This window comes from Chitinophaga silvatica (genome assembly GCF_003419895.1).
GTDB lineage: Bacteria > Bacteroidota > Bacteroidia > Chitinophagales > Chitinophagaceae > Chitinophaga > Chitinophaga silvatica.
In genome coordinates this window covers 276282-294520 of sequence record NZ_QPMM01000009.1, presented here as the reverse complement: position 1 = coordinate 294520, position 18239 = coordinate 276282, and the positions used below count along the sequence as shown (strand labels likewise).

The window sequence follows — 18239 nt, the reverse complement described above, 5'->3', positions numbered from 1 at the left end:
TTAGTTGGTAGGAGATCCAATAAATACTTCATAACCCTGGTACGCAGTAGCTGGCACCAGAACGTTGGCCTTATTGGTAAAAAACTGATGCTCATCAAAGTCAGTCTTTGCAATGGTGCCTATGTTTCGGTAATTGAAAAGTGTTTTTACCTGGGCATACAGATCTTTAGTTGTTTTCTCTTCTGAAGGCAATAAAGATTTTTTTATAATGTAGCTTATCTCCAACATCTTCTTCGATTTCTTATCCAAAACAATCTTCATACTCTTATAAGATGTTTTTTCAGGAAATACAAACGAGAGTTGAATAGATCCATTTTTCTCTTTAATCACACAATTTTTTATGCCGGCGGATTTGATTGCATTATCGATTAATCTGAATGGAGAAATAGCATCCGGATTTGCACTTGAATCTGATGATCTGGCCACATATAGTAGTTTTTCATCTCTGAATGCGATGATACTATAACGTGAGTTCTTTACTGTAAGCGTATTCCCTATCTCACCCCGATAATTTTCACCTGATACCAGAACATAACCTTTTAGTGAATCTGTTATAATATCTGGAGTTTGTTCATCTGCATAGGTATAAGTAATATCCAGTGCCATATTACCTTTTGCAAATACTGCACCCGCTTCTGACAGGATAGTAGTAGCCTTTATTAAGCTACTACTATCCTGGGCTTTCATCATATGAGAAATAAGCAGGCAGCAATAAATAAAAAATATTTTCTTCATCTTATTCCTTGATTAAAGCGCTTCTTGATTCTGAAATAGTTTTTATACCCCTTTCGGTCTCTTTTTTAACTCTGATAAGAGTTCCGTCATCGTCGTATTCATAAAATGAGGCATAGTTATTTTCATCCAGTTCTGCCATTAAACGAAGTGAAATCGGGTCATACGCATACGATTTCATATTAGCATTATAAGGGTGTATTCTCAGGTCATCGAAATATACATTACTATCGCTGCTACTATTAAATGTGACAGTAAAAGTGGTAGCTCCTGAGGGAATGTCTATTACTTTTTCTATCCTTTGCCAACCTTCTATAATATTACCTGATGGAACAGCTGTAACGGTAAGCGTTCCTGTTTTAATTGAGATATCAGCATGAGTATAAGTGGCGCAATTACAGATAGCCCCCTCCTTTACCCAAACACTTACCAACATCTTTTTGCCAGCGTATGGAGAAAAAGAAGGTAATACCACTTTAGCATCTGCACGTATTGCAGTCAAAATGGTATCCTTAGCTGCACAAGGATTGATAGCAGTTTTAACAGTGAAACTGAAGCTATCATCATCCTGACTCACAATATTAGCACCTACAGCAACAGGATTATTTTTTGTAACCCTGATGGATCTGATACCACTATGGGCGTTCAGGCTATCGAACTGATTTTTAAAGGTCGAATAGTCAAAATTTCTGCTAACCTGACATACTATATTGCCATTGGTAGCGAAGTCATAATCTTCAAACCCTTCATACAAAGCTTCTCTGAAATGTGAGTTTTGAACGACTGCAGTTGGCAATGTGTAATCATAACCATATAAACCAGCATTATATCTACCTAAAGGATCTTTATTTTCAATTTCAAATCCTTTGATATTAAAGAGGGTCGATTGTGCATTCCAGACCCAAACGCTGGTATCCGGTGCTACCTTTAACAGAGTATCATCTGTGCTCCTTTTAAAGAATGGCAAAAAACTTGAAAAAGTTCCGTCCTTACGTATATTCGTCTGCGTACTTGTTGCATCCTTTTCCTTTCTTGAACTATAGTAGACATATGTTCTGGCAGGCCGCCAGTTGGCAGCAATACCAAGCGTATATGGATTAATTCCTGTGTCCAGCACTGCACTATAACAAGTACCACTGGTATCAACATACCATTTACTGACGTGAGCATCAAAACCATATGTACTAAACCGACTTAATACAAAACATATAAATAACAAATACTTTTTCATTATTAGGATGTTGTCTATTTTACAATTACGTTATACTGACTTGGGATCTCTAGTGAATAATAAAATCTGATAATAGTTGTTACCTCCATTGTTGTCGATCCTGTACTAACAAATACATTTGACTTAAGTACCGCTCTTGAACCATTTGCAATAACGTTCCATGAGTAATACTTATGAGTATCAGTTGTTGAAGTGCTAATGACTTGAGTAGACTCGTCAACATTAATAATCACAGGTAAGTTAGTTGCTGTTGTCGGTATTGTGCAGGCCTCATCTTCATAGAAATAAGCTACTAAATTGGTATAATAACCGCTCGCCGATGACCAGTCTCCCTCTTGTTTTAGTTTCACAAAGTAAGTGCAATAACTATTTGACTCTGCATATGCCGGACCTTCAACTGCCAGCCTGAATGCTGCCTTAGCATTAGCATCAAGTTGGCTAATATATGAGGTATCCGCCCCTCTATTAAGATAATAGGTCACAGGTGTTGCTATTCCCTGAGTACAGGTACGAGTAAAATTTCCCTGAGTCGGATCACTTAAATAATAACATCTACCATTACTATTCGCAAATGCTTGGCCCTCAGCTAACAACCTTGCATGAGCTTTATCGTTCGCATCAGCTTTACTAATGAGAGAGGAATCAGCTTTGGCATTTAAAACATATTTTACTAATTCTCCAATAGCAGTTGGGTCACCACATTGCTTTTGAAAATACATAAAGTTGGCATCACTGTAATAATAGGTACAGCCAATCTTATTAAATGCGAGCATAGGACCACTGATCAACAGGAAACTTTTAGCATCGTCATCTGCTCTTTCCTGGCTAACAACCGAGGTAAATTTTCCAGCTTCAATTGTTATAGGTACCATTTGAGTGTTATCACCACAAGTAACCAGGAAAGACATTGTCATTGCCGTGTTCCTAAAAGTATCTATAATTATAGCAGGCACTTTTCTATCAGGCACTTTCCAGAACTCTTTATACTCCACCATTGAAGCATTAATAACATCTGAAGGTTCATTCAACACTAGTTGAGCAGCATCCAACGGGTTTTTAAGCATGCTTATACTTCCGGCATTAGCAGCAATATTCCTACGACCAGAACGTATAATTTTAAGGCTCACATCATTACCTGTAAAAGGTGTTCCATCGTCATTAATAAAATAGATATCTTGTTTCCCACCTTTAAGCATATTGGCATTCACCGCCCACACTTTAAATGCACCTGGCCAGTGTGCAAGTGTATCAATACAAGCACTGGTTCCTACCTGGCGTTTGGTGTAAACAAGTAACTCATCTCCACTAAAGAAGTAGTCGTTTATATTTCCATTAAACCCTTTCACAATCTTACCACCTTTGAAATAAACACCAGACAATACTGTTCCAATGTTTTTATATGCTCCGGCCATTCCTTCATAGATCCAACCGGCAGGGTAAGTAAGGTTATATACTTTGTCATTAAATTCATTTTGTACGCTTGTCAGAACAGGATCTCCTGATTCTGAATCATAAAGTAAATTATGTGTCACCACCTTACTACCTTTATCTACAGCCATAACGCTATCAATAATTCCGTGGCGGTTTATAACTTTTGTAGCAGCAATTGATCTGAAAATATTTTCTTCATGCTGAGGTAATGGGATTACTGATGGAATTACTATTGGCCAGATTCCGGCTGTAAACATATCCACATTCACGCCAATGTTTGCCCCCATGGTAACTGATTTTTCCTCGCGCATATCAAACATCAGCTCCATATCCTTACCTATTTCACTATTTTCTATTATTCCCTTAGGATTAATTGTTAACACCTTATTATTAAGATGCTTCTCAACAGTATTTTGATTATCTACCCGGTAGAAGTTCTCAGTATAGGAAATCGGGTGTTCAGAATCTCCTTCAGGATAAGTAGCCTGGGAACGAAGTTTCCCATTCATATCATTCAACTCAACTTTGAATCCCTGAGATACTGCCAGCAAATGTTTAGCATTTATTCTTAGCAAATCTCTCAGAGGGTCCTTAAATCTTTTCTTATTATGGTTATTGATTACAGTACGTTCTACAATTGTTGGGAATTCTTTGGTAGTATAGAAATTGCTTTCATCATATCCGTTAACAGAACGGTTATTCTTAGCGTTTATAGTGCGTACCCTTACTTTACTATATCCCACAGAAGCAGCCGGAAAAAATGACTCTCCAAGCGGCTCTTCTACATACCCCAAAGTTGTTGGAGCCAGTGCAGATACACGCTCTGTATACTCAATGGGTACCCGCCATGGATTTTCTTCTCCACCCAGTAATGGTTCATAAGATGCAACACCGCTACTAATTTCCTTATATACCCCATTCAACTGGGCTGTAGTAGTGTATTGGTATTCTTTACCGTAGGTTGCTCCGCGTTGCCCTGTCATCTTACTCCAATTATCATAGCTAGAGATTCTTTTTACTCTTATCCCACCACCATATTTTTTGAGATTAGGATTTTTAAGTCTGACAAATGAGCGTGAAGTATCAATTTCTTTTGCATACCCTTTTAGCTTTGCCATCTCATCAAATCCAAGTACCATGCTACCAATATTATCCACTTGTGAGTACAAAATTTTCACTGCATCAATTGGGCTCATATCATCTCCTACATCAGATCCCGGATAAGCCTTTGAAGGTAAATTCAGTTTTAAAAACTGTAATGCGGCTTTCCCTAGCGGGCTTCTGTCACCTGGAGTGTTACCATCTGCCGTAATACCTACGAGCGGAAGACAAATAACAGTGGAGTTTCCATCTACATAAGTTTTATAATACGTATTTCCTATTTCAGCATAACAGGGTACAAATTCAATACCGCTCCCAAATTTATCAGATGGCATTTTTACGGCAAGTCTGAAATAAATTCGGTTAAGGTCATTTACAAACAGAGGATAAACATCATAAATAGAGTTAAGCTTGTATGGCACTCTTATCGCTACATACAAATTATCTCCTGACGAAGCATTATCGTATAATTTGGGTTTAAATCCATTCAATGCATCAGGAATCTCTGACGCGAAGCCATAGACCTGGTACATCTGTGTTGCAACCTTATTTTGTACATACCCATAATCATCGCTCTCATAATCTACTGTCATCACACCACCAGAAGGCAGAACAATGGTGTCTAATGTCCATGCCGCTGCATTACGGGCAGCAAGTGTACTATCCTGTAAGGCATAAGGATAATCGGCATTACTGATTCCTGCTGGATTATTGACAGCATCTTTATAATTACCCCATCTGTCGTATTTGTTAGAAGCATAATTTGGATTGAACTTATTGTATCTGAAACGATAAGGGTTTTTCTTGCCTTTTTCGTTTCCATTATAGCTAAACCAAACTTCTTTTAAAGTAAGTTTACCACTGGTTGTATCGAGGGTGCTATGATTGATGCCTTTACACAATTCATAGGTGTACTCGAAATGCACTGTCTTCACTGGCCTCGCATGAACGATACCGTTAGTATCTGTATTCTTCAGGAAATCGGCTTTGGTATACAGATCAATTTTACGCAGTAACCTTGCAGCTCCTTCTGTTTTATTTCCATATGCATCTATTTGTAACAGATCCCTGCGCTTTTCCAAAGTAAAAACCGCTACCATACTTTTAGATTCAATAGAGTGCAGGTAATACATTTCTTTGGTGCCACTTACATAACTTCCTTTATCATCTCTGTTATCTGTTTTCAAGCCTTCATTGTAGGTAGCTTTACTACTATAAGGAGCGCGCCAGCTATAGGGGTTCTTTATATCTGCTGTTTTAGTATAGTTAAAGCGAATAGCATTTCCCGCATCATCATCTGAAATGCCATTACCAGTAACATCCACATAATCTGGAGATAATATACCAGTCAATAAAAAAGAGTGTGCATATGCTGGCATGAATTGTCCATTGTAATACTCATCTCTTCCAATATGATTATTTAATGTATCGTCTACATTCGGTGTGTATGCTACCAACCCTTCATTTATATCTGCTCTTTTATAATCTACAGAAAAAGTGGTTTCTTTCTGACTAAGGTTGTAAACCGGAATACCATATACATACCTTCGGCCATCTGGGTTTAAGACATCAATTTCGGAAATATGATTTTCTTTTTTTATATTATTAACTCTCTTTTCCCTGTAGAATTTTTTATCGACCATGAAAACATCATCATTCTTTTCAGTAAAAAAAGATCCGGCAGGGATAATTTTAAAACCGTTGTCACCAAATGCGCTTGAACTCCACCATAACTTAAATTCTGCATCTGCTGTATAGTTATTATAATGTAGTTCTATGTCATATAATCTTCCTCCTTCAATCGGGATAGTTGCATATTTATCTCTGGCACTACCCTCGTTAAAGTCATTAATAAATTCTTCACCGTTCAACAAAAGCCTCATACCATCATCAGCCCTTAACTTAAATGTATAAGTACTGGAAAATGGAACCTTAAGCTTTCCAAACATTTTCATGGAAAACCATTCCTTATTCTGAGCGTCTGCTTTAAAATCTGCTCTTGAAGAAAAGTTCACATTTGAATCAATAACAGTCTTGTCATAAACATCAAAACCGGTTTTATAATAGTACTTAGTAAGAAGTCCATCTCCTTTTCCTAGATACTCACCTTGATATTCAGCTTTACTTCTGTCTATATTAAACTTATTCTCTGGATAATATTCTATATACTTCGACAAACCGACTTCACTTGCCTCCTTTGCATTGAGATAAGTAATAACCTGTGTCCTCTTTTCTCTTGCTGGTTTTACAGCATTGTCAGCAGATATAGGTATATCTGCTTGTTGTTGTGCATTTACATACGGAGTTAAATTGGGAGTACTAAAAATGTTTGTTCCATATATATCAGGGTTTTGCTCCAGTTTCGCAGTTACAACCCGGTCTCCTCCCAATACATCATAAAAACTGGTGGAGTTAATTGTCTTTTCACCTGGGCTCCTGAAATAAACCGGTTCAAAATCTTTGTCTGCCTTCCTGAAACCTAATTCTTTCTTCAAATAGTTTTTCGATTCCCAAAGTGAAGATTTAGTGTAAGCACGGGTAGCAAATAAATCGACACCAGTATGTGCTATAAACCCTACACCAAAATCGACGCTTAAAGCTGTAGATGCATCCCTTGAAGTCATTTCATGGTCGTAAACATAGCCTATATCATTTCTGTAAGCTCTGAAACTTCCACCAATGCCTTCTCCTGTCATGGAAAATACATCATATGTATAAGAAGGCACTGCAATTGTAGGAACAGCAGGCTCATCTCTGTATGGAATATCTTTTTCCCTATTGAAATCTAGTAATGCACCGTTGTTGCCATTAGCATTCTGATAGTTTAAATATCCGTATGCAGGCAATGTTATTCTCTTATCTTTCTCAGCAATATATTGTTCCGATATATAGCCCGATAATGAAAAGTTTGGATGCACAATAGTTGCCGCTCCTCCATATTTTAGAGTAACTGTCCACATCTTATTGGTATAGGCTACTTTCATTGTAGGAGTATGAGCGGGATTAGCAAAGGAAATACTGCTAGAATGACTATAACTCCCACTTCCACTAGTTCTCTTCACATTTTTATCATCCATTTTATACTTTGAAAGGCCGCCAGACAATTGTAAAGAAGTAAGCCCTGACCTTGAATTATAACCAGTTGAAAGACTTACACTTCCACCATACGGGTTTTCTCCATGGTCTTTATCCTGGAAAGAATAAGACAAAGAAGGAGAGATAGTAATTCCTGTCTGAGAATTATTATCCAATGACAAACCAGCTGTCATACTACCTTTCGATTTGTTACCAGCACTTAAGGAAGCATTTATGCCGGATTCTGTACCCCAACCTCTGTAAGTATTATGAAAAATCCCCAGTTTAACACCAAGCCCCAGTTTTGCAGGCAATCCTGCGACTTCTACATCCATACCACCTGTAATGCCAACAGTTTTATTCTTCCTGGTGGTTGTTTCTTTAGTAACAAAATCCGATTTACCATCAAAGTCATCAGGTAGCCCACGAAGATTACGTGTTACACTACCAGGACTAATATTCCATCCCAGGCCTACCCAACTTGCTTCCTGATCCATGGTAATTCCACTGTTATAACCTAAGGTAACCGGGTATCCACCAACATCCAATAATGGGATTGAATAAGAGAAATCCCCTGAAAATAAATCAACCATATTATCTGCGCTGGCAGGGTGAAAAGCTTCTACTTCAGGTTGTGAAGGCCCTCCAAATGCTATAGCTGTGGAGGCAGCAGTTGCACTGGTAACCGGTATCGCTGTTTTTACATTGGCAGAAGTTGCTAATGTTGATTTAAGACTAAGTGAATGGTTTACTCTAACAATGCCTGGGTTTCGATAACCAGTTGAAATAGGTTTCGCCTGTACATTTGCGGGGATCAATATCTCTAAGTACAGCATAGCCAAAAGACATGATGCTATCCATTTCTTCCCACGCGCTACAAAAGCCAATATCATGAAATACTATTTAAAGGTATAGGAACAATATTTTATATTTCGATTACTGTATTGAATGGTAAATGAATTTCATCTCCCATACTTCATTACGGCTGCTAAACAAACGGAAAACATATAATTTACCTTCCGACAACTTCCGTCCCTTATCTAATGGTAATTCTATCAGATTAGTTCCTTCACTCAAATTCACATTCCCATATTTGATCACGTCATTCGTTTTATCTAAGGATACAATCTGATAAGCAGCTTTAGCGTCACCTGCATCATTTACATAACTGCATTTTACTGCCCTGCTACAATTAATAATCTGATTACTGCTTCTCCTTAATTCAATATATCCGGTCAAATCAACGGTTGCTTCCTGCACCACAGACTTCATTTTAAAAGTCCATACATCTGTCTGTGCAGCATACTGCCGGCCATTATTTGCAGTAATCATCCAGGCATATGTTACACCAGTATCAAGTGCCGGAGCACCAGCAGGATAACTCAGAAAGGGCTGGCGCAACGAAGAAGTTCTGTATATTGGTATGTTAGTTTGCACAGCTTCCAACGGAGATTGATTTTCGAACAATTGAACCAATATTATATCATAGTTCAAATCAGAAAACAGGTTGAGCGGAGCCGGGGGGATCCATGTAAAATGTGGCAATGGTTGTTCTACAATACTGGTATTAGCAGGACTAGTCAATTGAGGTGGAGCTACAGGCTCTACTACAAAGTTGATACAGTCTTCAGATTGAGGGCTCATAGACTTATCTCCCATTACAACAACGCTATAGCATACACGGAATTTACCGGGTGGCAATAATGCATTTTCGCGCCGATCTGCTATTGGGGATAGATACTCATAACTAATCGGACTAAGATCTTTCAACTGGAGCTGCTTTGCTCCTGCCCCTAATACTACGGGTCTTGACGTTCCAGAAAAAACAGGTTGACCATTGTCAGCATCCATAAGCCGCATCATAATAGTAACAGTTGCCTGTTTATTTGAAATATTGTTGACTACAATATTCCATAACTGTGACTGCTGTATAATACCGGCAGCCGGTACCTGTGCAGACATTGTTACCTGCGCACTTAATTTCATAGATATCAGCATTGTTAGGAATACAGTGCCGAATAGGGATTTAACTTGATTCATAGTTTAAAATATCCTGGTATAGGTTAATCTTCCTGTATTGTTTGAAACTAGTTTTCTTTCAGGCCCTGGCAGGTAGCTTTTATCTACCCTAATTGCAATTTCTCCGATGCGTTTGACATTTATTCGTGAATTGCCACAATAGCCCCATTGTATATTATTAGTTTGTGATTGATGATTATATTTCAGTGCTCCCCCAACTTCCAACCAATCAAACATTTTCCAGGTAGTTTCGCCTGTAAGTCCGTGTACTGAATAATTTTCTGTGAGCGCAGCAGATGCCTGGCCTGCAATTGTAAACCGTTTCAGGAACAGGGTATGTCCTGCCATCAGGTTTTTACTGTTGAAATACACAAAAGCTGTATCAGTTTGTCTGTTGTAAAATCTTGAATATGATAACATGCTATTCATCATAATACCTTTATAAGTATAAGTATAAGTAGCGGTACCTGATAACATATAAAAAACCTGTTCACTGAATTCGCCTTCTCCTAATTTCATTAATTGAGAAGTTGGTTGATAAGCCAGGCTAACAATTGGATACTTTGGTACTCGTACGGTTAACTGAATACTTTTAAACAGTGTGTTACTCTGATAATTTGATGGTGTATAGAAAGTAGCATAATCATTCTTCCTGATGGCACCCGCCAATAGGATCTTTTGCTTAAAAAATGGTTGCTCTCCCTGAATATTCCATGCGATCTGTCTTGAACCTGTAGTATAAAAGCTGAATGATTGAAAGTCATTCCCCATCAGTTTATACATGGCAGATAAGCGTGTGTACACCTTCGATATAACAGTATTAAACCCAATTGTATATGCTTCATTAGAGCGACGGGAAAAGTTCATCATACTGCTCAAATTATTTTCACCATGCACTTTTCTGCTGTTATAAGGCATAGATGACCTGGCAACTTCACCAGTAAGAAAAGTTTGTTCTCCCAGTTTAAGTTGCGTTTCCAATGCAATCCCCATCAGATGGTTATCAGCAACCGCACCTGTGTCAACTACTGCATTACCGCCATATAACTGTTTCTTACCCGTGTAGTAAGTAAAATAAAGGTGATTAGATTCTTTCATTCCAACCCCACCTCTTATCAGGCTCAAGTATTGTGGATTTCTTTTCTCTTTTACAATAAAATTTCTGAACTGATAGTCGACAGTTCCTGTTGCAACAGCCAGGTAATAAGAAGGGTTATACTCAATCTGAACACCTGAAATACTTATATTCTTTGCTGTTAGCTCAGAATAATCTGCTATCGTTCTGCCTATTCCAAAACTTCGTATGGCCAATAACGTCTTAAATCCTTTCGGCAAAACAGTATCAGGCAGGTTTAATCTTTCCAGAGCATCTGATAACTCTTTATTATTTCTGCTATGTTGTAATGCATCAAGTAGGCCAGATTTTATTCTGTTTTGTTTATCTATTACCAATTGATAGCTTTTCTTTAACTTATCCAGCACAAGTTGCATTGAATCAATCCTCTTCAGCTCTAACTCTTTATCAACCATGATTTTTTTATACAACGAGTCGGTAGAAACCTTTCCTTTATATTTTCCTGCAATAGAATCCAGTCTTAGTTTAAATGCCAATTCTCTTGCTTCCACAAGTCTTTGCAGGTAGGGAGTATTTCCGTATGAATATTTTAAGAAATGAATTTCTCTTTGCAAACTATCGGCGAGATTTTTAAGCGAATCTATTAGCCTTTGCTGTTTTACATTTCCAATGACCCAATTTCTTGCATTTAAAATTAACTGGTTTTTAAAATCATTGTTGTTATAGGATAATCTGGCACCTGTCAAATTTCTAAACAACGCCGAATTCCCTTGTTGCGTACTAAAAGCCACTCTGAGGGGATATCTGTTTCTGACAGTGATACTCAGATTTGTCTGAACTGTATGTTGTTGAATATCTTTTTCTACATATGGGGTATCAATATTTGATTGATAGAAATAATCGTACATAACATTACCATGTATCACCAGAAACGGTGTATGCACTGGCGTTGGAGCAGGTTGAATTTTGCGTACAGGTGCCCGTACGGCAATAACATCTACCGAATCAGATTTAGAATATAAGGCAATCGGAATTCTTGATCGAATTTTGGAGCCGTTATATAAGTATAAATAACCCGTATCCGTAGCATTTTTACTACCTAACGACAATACCTGAGCAAACACGGAAACGCCGGATATTAGGGTAACAAGCAACAATAAAAATATAAGCTTCAAAGGAACACGATTACATGACCAGAAAAAATCTTCAATAAATTGACAGGGAAATTTTACTGCGCATGCAAAGTAGCTCGGATAAACAAATTCAATAGTTTCATTTGGTATAGGATTTAACTTGGGCAAAAACAAACTTTAAGATTGCACTCTCAAAGACTATCGTAAATGTATATATTATTTTTAATAAAAACAATCATCTTTTTAGATCAACATCCTAAAAATTTATACAAGCTTCATTTCCTACTCGATTTAATAAATTTCTCAGAACCACAAAAATACCTCAAATTTGTCTTGTAACCATTTCCTTCACTTTCACCCCTTTTTCATGAGCAAAAGATTTTTATTGTTTTCGCTGTCATGTTTTGCATTGGGATGTATAAAGAATGACAAGGACTATGTAGAACCTACTCAGGCTATGTTCTGGATAAGCCAGAATTTAGGTTGTGGCCCCATTGCTGTTACGATAAACGGTGTTACACATACTATCACCAATACATACCCTGAACTACCCGATTGTGGGGCAACTAACACCGCAACATTTGATCTTACTCCCGGAGTATATAGCTACAAGGCTTCCTGTAGCAGCCAAAGCTGGGAAGGGAATATTACTGTAATTAAAGAAGCGTGTACAAGTCTGGAGTTAAAGAAGAAATAGAAAGGAAAACTAACTGTATATTGATGGGTGAAAAATCTCACCCATCAATATATCTATATACCTATTTATTGAAAAACTGATTGAAGAATAACATCTGATATTTAACAGCATTCGTCCAATAATCCCAGTTATGTTGTCCAGGGCGTTCTGTATAATCGTGATCGATACCCAGATCGAGTAAACGTTGATGTAACTGGCGATTAACATCAATAAAAAAGTCCTTCACTCCACAATCAACAATAATAGAAAGTCTACCAGGCTTCAATTTATTTACCTCGTTGATAACTGTCCAGTTAGTCCAGTTACTGCCATCCGGGCCCGGTTCTCCCAAACGCTTTGCCAAATCCCAATTTTTAGGGAATGGGCGGAAATCAACTCCTCCACTCATACTTCCGGCTGCACCAAATGTTTCGCTATGCCGGGTAGCCAACCACAATGCACCATGTCCTCCCATACTTAAACCGGCAATAGCCCTGCCTTTACGATCAGCAATAGTTTGATAATGTTGGTCGATATACTCAGGAATTTCCTTACCTACATAAGTCTCAAAACGCCAAGCACTATCTATTGGGCTGTCGAAATACCAGCTACCAAAAGCTCCATCAGGGCAAACAACGATACACTGATAAGCATCTACCATATCTTTCAACTCCGGAGTTTTGCTGATCCAATTGGCATAATTTCCACTATATCCATGCAGTAAATAAACTACAGGATAACGGCGGGTATTGCTTTTATAAGTATCTGGTGTTATTACTACGCATTTGTAGCTACGCTTCATTTTTGCGCTACGAATATCAAGTGTATCTACTGTAGCCGCATTGGCCGACTTCACAAGAAACAAACATAATAGAAGACGAATGACTAATTTCATTTCAAATGGAATTTAAATAAGAAGGCGGCTATCTGTCTGATAGCCGCCCACAAAATATGAAATAGTAAGTTTATTTCGAACTTGCTTTCTTCATTGGATTATCTCCGGTTGAAGCACCTCTTACTCCCGTAGCTCCTTTAAACAATTCAAACCTGCTGGGAGAAGCCTCTCTTGGCCACATATTATTACTTTCGTCGATATCCGCTGTTTCACGTAACGGATCAAGTTTGATGGAGGCTACCTGCTTATCTTTCGCAAATACCTTAGTTACCTCATTTTCGTTCTTACGCCAGATATAGGCCGAAATACGGTCGGTTTCTTTAGTACCATCTGTAAACGTCCATTCAATAATAACAGGCATTACCAGTCCACCTTTATTAGAGAAGGTAAGTTCATAAAAATTCTTTTTACTATCGTAAAGCGCTTTTTCCGCCGGAGTTAATCCGTTGTAAAATTGTTCATAAGCAGCTTTATCTTCCTGGCTTACTTCAAAACGATTCCATTTGCTGTAAAAGTCCTGCAAGCTGGTATCTTCATCTACTACATACTTCATTCCTGCTGCCTTATTACGTTGGCGAGCTACATGGTCCATTCCTTTTTCGTAGGTTTCTTTTGCCAGTTGTTTAGAAGCAGATGGATCACCATTGAATCTATACCATTTTACGCTATCAAGAGAAATATCTACAGGTTCGGTAGTGAAGAACCAACCACGCCAGAACCAATCAAGGTCTACCGCTGAAGCATCTTCCATTGTTCTGAAGAAATCGGCCGGTGTAGGATGTTTAAAAGCCCAGCGACGAGCATATTCCCTGAATGCAAAATCGAAAAGTTCACGCCCCATTATAGTTTCACGAAGAATATTCAGTGCAGTTGCCGGTTTTGCATACGCATTAGGCCCAAACTGAATAATATTCTCAGAATTAGTCATAATAGGCTCCAATTGATCTTTAGGCATCTTCATATAATCTACAATCTTATGAGCCGGACCACGGGAGGATGGGAAATTGCTATCCCACTCCTGCTCCGCCATAAACTGACAGAATGTATTTAAGCCTTCATCCATCCAGGACCACTGACGCTCATCTGAGTTCACGATCATTGGGAAGAAGTTATGCCCTACTTCGTGGATGATTACACCTAACATACCGTTTTTGGTAGCTTCTGAATAGGTTCCATCCTTATCGGCACGCCCATAGTTGAAACAGATCATCGGATACTCCATTCCATTTGCCGCTTCAACTGAAATAGCTACAGGATAAGGATACGGGATGGTATGCTTGGAATATGATTTGATAGTATGTGCTACCGCCTTGGTAGAATAACGGCGATAAAGCGGATATGCTTCCTGGCCATAGTACGACATAGCCATTACCTTATTACCTTCAACATTAGCAGCCATTGCATCCCAAACGAGGCGACGAGAGGAAACCATCGCAAAATCGCGTACATTCTGTGCTTCAAATACCCATGTTTTAGTAGCAGCAACTTTTCCCTTCATTGCATTTTTAGCCTCATCCAGAGTTACTACTTCAATTGGTTCCTTGCTGATTTGGGCTTTCTGCCAACGTTGATATTGTGCAGGTGTGAGCATGTCTTTGTAATTCTGACATTCACCGGTACCACCAACTACGTGATCTGCAGGCACTGTCATTTTCACTTTGAAATTACCAAAGGTGAGAGCAAATTCACCACGACCGGTAAATTGCTTGTTTTGCCATCCCTGGAAATCAGAATATACAGCCAGGCGTGGATACCATTGCGTTATTGTATACAAGTAGTTTTTATCTTCCGGGAAAAACTCGTAGCCACCACGACCACCTTCTACCATCCGGTTAGACAAATTGTACCACCAGGAAACTTTGAATTTATATTTTTCTCCAGGCATGAGAGTCTTAGGCAGATCAATTCTCATCATGGTCTGATTGATAGTATATGGCAAAGCCTTTCCTGCTTCGTCGGTAACTTTTACGATCTTAACTCCCAGTTCAGGATTTGGAGGTAAAATACCTTTCAATCCTGCCATGGTCATTTTATCTGTGATCTTACTTTCATTGAACAGCTGATTATCACTTTTCGGATCGTGCTCGTTTTCATCCAGCTGCAGCCAGATATATGTTAATGGATCGGGAGAGTTGTTGAAATAGGTAATAGTTTCAGCACCCGTCAGTTTTTGCTTTTCATCGTCGAGCTGTGCATCGATTTCATAATCGGCCCGTTGCTGCCAGTATTTAGGCCCTGGAGCTCCGGAAGCCGAGCGGTACATATTGGGTGTTTGTAACATGGTACCCAACTGCTCGAACCGATTTCCGTGGTTGGAACCCGGATTTTGCTGTGCGCGCAATGCTAAAATACTGCAACACAACATACCGGTCAGGTAAAGATTCTTTCTCATAATCAGCATTAAAAAATTTTTGTTGTCAGATTCTGGTTAGGGTCAGGATTATTCTAAAAATCCTCTTACTCCCTCAAGGACCATAATAAAAGCGGCTCCAAAAGTTGCCGACGAAAGGAACATGGTCCAATCCTTTCGTTTTATATTGCCCACTTTAACTATTACAGATGAAAATAAAAGAATGCAAAGCACTATCACAATCTGCCCTACTTCCAATCCGATGTTGAAACTCAAGAGTGGCTGCACAAGAGAAGCCTGGGTTCCCAACAAGCTTTTAAGGTAGTTGGAAAACCCTAATCCATGAATCAACCCAAAAAACAGGGCGTAAAAGTAATTTAGTTGCAGGTTTTGCGGTTGTTCTGTTTTACGGAGAATATTAGATAACGCTGTAATACAAATAGTTACAGGAATTAAAAACTCAATTATCTCACCAGGTATACGAATAATGTTTAACACACTCAAAGCCAGCGTGATCGAATGCCCAATAGTAAATGCTGTAACCAATATTAAAACCTTCCTCCAATCCTTCAACAGATAAATAGCGCTTAATGCAATTACAAATAAAATGTGGTCATAGGCGGCCCAATTTACAATATGTTGCCATCCCAACTCAAAATACAACGCGTCCATTTCCCTACTTATCTATAAATTTGGTAATTATAGGAAGTAAAAAATTAATTTTTAAAATTTTTTGTCAAGTGGGGGTATTATTATGTAAATGGTGGATGACATTATGGATTACTTTAATGCATCCCTTTTATGTGAGTGTAACTGAAATTGCGCATGATGCCAGCAAACAGGAACTACAGGTAAGCTGCCGGATCTTTACCGACGATCTGGAAAATACCCTGAAAGCGCAATTTAAAACCAACTTCGATATCACCAAACCCGCCAATCGTAAGCAAGTGGATGATTATATAGCTACCTACCTATCTCAACACCTGGTGATTACCCTCGATGGTAAACCCGTGAAGTTGCATTATCTGGGCTATAAGGTAGAAGAAGATGCTGTATGGAGCTTCCTCGAAGCAGAAAAAGTACCCGTTCCCAAAAACATCCAGGTAAAAAATAGTCTGCTATATGAAAAGCATCCTACGCAGATCAACATGATCCATGTAATGGTAAATGGAGAAAGAAAGAGCAGCAAGCTAGATAATCCTGCTACCCTGGCCAATTTTAAGTTCTAATTACGGTTATCCAGAAACTTTACAGGCTTACGACTGCTCTCCGGAAACTGCATCCGCATAATATCCTGTTGTGAAGTATACCTGACCTGCGGAATTACTCTCAGCTTCGCTTGCAGGTACGACTTAATCTTTCTGTCCATTTCCTCTGATTCTTCTTTTGGCCAGAGGTGTAAAAGAATTTCATCTGTACCCAATTCATTGGAAAATACTTCAACCACAAACTCCTTCACATCTTCCATATCATTCAGCAAATCGAACAAGGCTGGCGGATATAAAGTAGTGCCCTTGTACTTGATCATTTGCTTGCGACGCCCAATAACGGGCGACAGCCGAAGCGTGTGGCGGCCGCATTCACAAACAGTTTCATGGTATTCACATATATCACCTGTTTTATAACGCAGTAGCGGCATTCCTTCTACTCCAAGTGTTGTTATTGTTACTTCACCCGCTACTCCAGGTCCAACCGGCCGATCGTTTTCATCCAACAACTCAACATACAGTAATTCAGGATGATGATGCCCACCATGGCCTGCTTTACATTCTGTAAAAGCTGTTTGCATTTCAGTTGAAGCATAGGTCGAGAACAGCTTAATGTTCCATTGTTCCGTGATCTTCTTCCCCAATACATTTAATGAAAAATCAGTATTGCGGATATTTTCACCTATGCACACAGCTTTCTTAACGCTGGTACTGTTTATATCGATGTTATGCTCTTTGGCATAAGCAATCAGTTTAACGATAAAGCTGGGAACACCTACAATAGTAGTAGGCTGAATACGTTGAATATTTTCCCATTGCATGCCTGGAACTCCCGGGCCCACCCTTAAAACACCGGCACCCAACTTTCTGATACCGTTGTAATAAGCCATACCTGCCATAAACTGCCGGTCGAGCGTAAGCATCAGCTGAAAAATATCACTGTCTTTTCCTTCGGCACAGCTGAAAGAAATATATTCGTTATAAGTCAGGCGTTGTAAATCCTTTTCAGTTAATGGAATAATCACAGGCCGGCCTAAGGTACCGCTGGTGGTAGTATATTCAGCAATCCTGCTTTTATCAACACATAAAAACTCCCAGTTATGTTGTTGCAGGTCTTCTTTAGTAACAGGCGGAATCAACGATAAGGCATCGAGCGATTGTACTTTATCTGCCTCTATCTCATGCTTTTTGAACCATGATTTATAGAAAGGAGAAAACTCTCTTAAATAGCCAAGCAAGCGAAGTACTTCCTTTTCCTGGTAGGCGCGAATAGCAGCTTTCGACTGTAATTCTATATCTGGTATATACATGTT

11 protein-coding genes are annotated in these 18239 nt (G+C 38.8%); 2 read left to right on the top strand and 9 right to left on the bottom strand.

Going from position 1 to position 18239, the window contains the following annotated elements; genetic code table 11:
• From DVR12_RS17570 to DVR12_RS17550, 5 genes are read right to left on the bottom strand one after another with little or no spacing between them, the layout of a single operon-like run.
• Nucleotides 1-735 carry a hypothetical protein gene (locus DVR12_RS17570; RefSeq protein WP_116977093.1) on the bottom strand — a complete coding sequence of 245 codons (735 nt, stop codon included), beginning with the start codon at nt 733-735 and terminating at the stop codon, nt 1-3.
• Between the two features lies 1 nt (nt 736).
• Nucleotides 737-1963: a hypothetical protein gene (locus DVR12_RS17565; protein ID WP_116977092.1), complete on the bottom strand. Its 1227-nt coding sequence runs from the start codon at nt 1961-1963 to the stop codon at nt 737-739.
• A gap of 14 nt (nt 1964-1977) precedes the next feature.
• Nucleotides 1978-8463, bottom strand: a complete 6486-nt coding sequence (locus DVR12_RS17560) for a DUF5977 domain-containing protein (protein WP_116977091.1) — start codon at nt 8461-8463, stop codon at nt 1978-1980.
• 43 nt (nt 8464-8506) lie between these two features.
• Nucleotides 8507-9610 (bottom strand): hypothetical protein, encoded by a 1104-nt coding sequence (locus DVR12_RS17555; protein ID WP_116977090.1) that lies wholly within the window; start codon nt 9608-9610, stop codon nt 8507-8509.
• Between the two features lie 3 nt (nt 9611-9613).
• Nucleotides 9614-11839 carry a hypothetical protein gene (locus tag DVR12_RS17550; protein ID WP_147323476.1) on the bottom strand — a complete coding sequence of 742 codons (2226 nt, stop codon included), beginning with the start codon at nt 11837-11839 and terminating at the stop codon, nt 9614-9616.
• A 325-nt stretch (nt 11840-12164) separates the two neighbouring features.
• Between DVR12_RS17550 and DVR12_RS17545 the strand changes: the two genes are divergently transcribed.
• Nucleotides 12165-12494 (top strand): hypothetical protein, encoded by a 330-nt coding sequence (locus DVR12_RS17545; protein ID WP_116977088.1) that lies wholly within the window; start codon nt 12165-12167, stop codon nt 12492-12494.
• Between the two features lie 61 nt (nt 12495-12555).
• Here DVR12_RS17545 and DVR12_RS17540 read toward each other — a convergent pair whose 3' ends face one another.
• From DVR12_RS17540 to DVR12_RS17530, 3 genes are all read right to left on the bottom strand, one after another.
• Nucleotides 12556-13368 (bottom strand): alpha/beta hydrolase, encoded by an 813-nt coding sequence (locus tag DVR12_RS17540; protein ID WP_116977087.1) that lies wholly within the window; start codon nt 13366-13368, stop codon nt 12556-12558.
• Between the two features lie 70 nt (nt 13369-13438).
• Nucleotides 13439-15760: a M1 family metallopeptidase gene (locus DVR12_RS17535; RefSeq protein WP_116977160.1), complete on the bottom strand. Its 2322-nt coding sequence runs from the start codon at nt 15758-15760 to the stop codon at nt 13439-13441.
• A 48-nt stretch (nt 15761-15808) separates the two neighbouring features.
• Nucleotides 15809-16390: a HupE/UreJ family protein gene (locus DVR12_RS17530; RefSeq protein ID WP_116977086.1), complete on the bottom strand. Its 582-nt coding sequence runs from the start codon at nt 16388-16390 to the stop codon at nt 15809-15811.
• 68 nt (nt 16391-16458) lie between these two features.
• On the opposite strand from DVR12_RS17530, the gene DVR12_RS17525 reads away from it, so the two are divergent.
• Nucleotides 16459-16947, top strand: a complete 489-nt coding sequence (locus tag DVR12_RS17525; protein WP_116977159.1) for a DUF6702 family protein — start codon at nt 16459-16461, stop codon at nt 16945-16947.
• Here the strand turns inward: DVR12_RS17525 and DVR12_RS17520 are convergent.
• The gene (locus tag DVR12_RS17520; protein ID WP_116977085.1) at nt 16944-18236 is read right to left on the bottom strand and encodes a phenylacetate--CoA ligase family protein; all 1293 of its coding nucleotides are present in this window, start codon (nt 18234-18236) and stop codon (nt 16944-16946) included. The genes DVR12_RS17525 and DVR12_RS17520 overlap by 4 nt on opposite strands.
• Nucleotides 18237-18239: the final 3 nt, after the last annotated feature.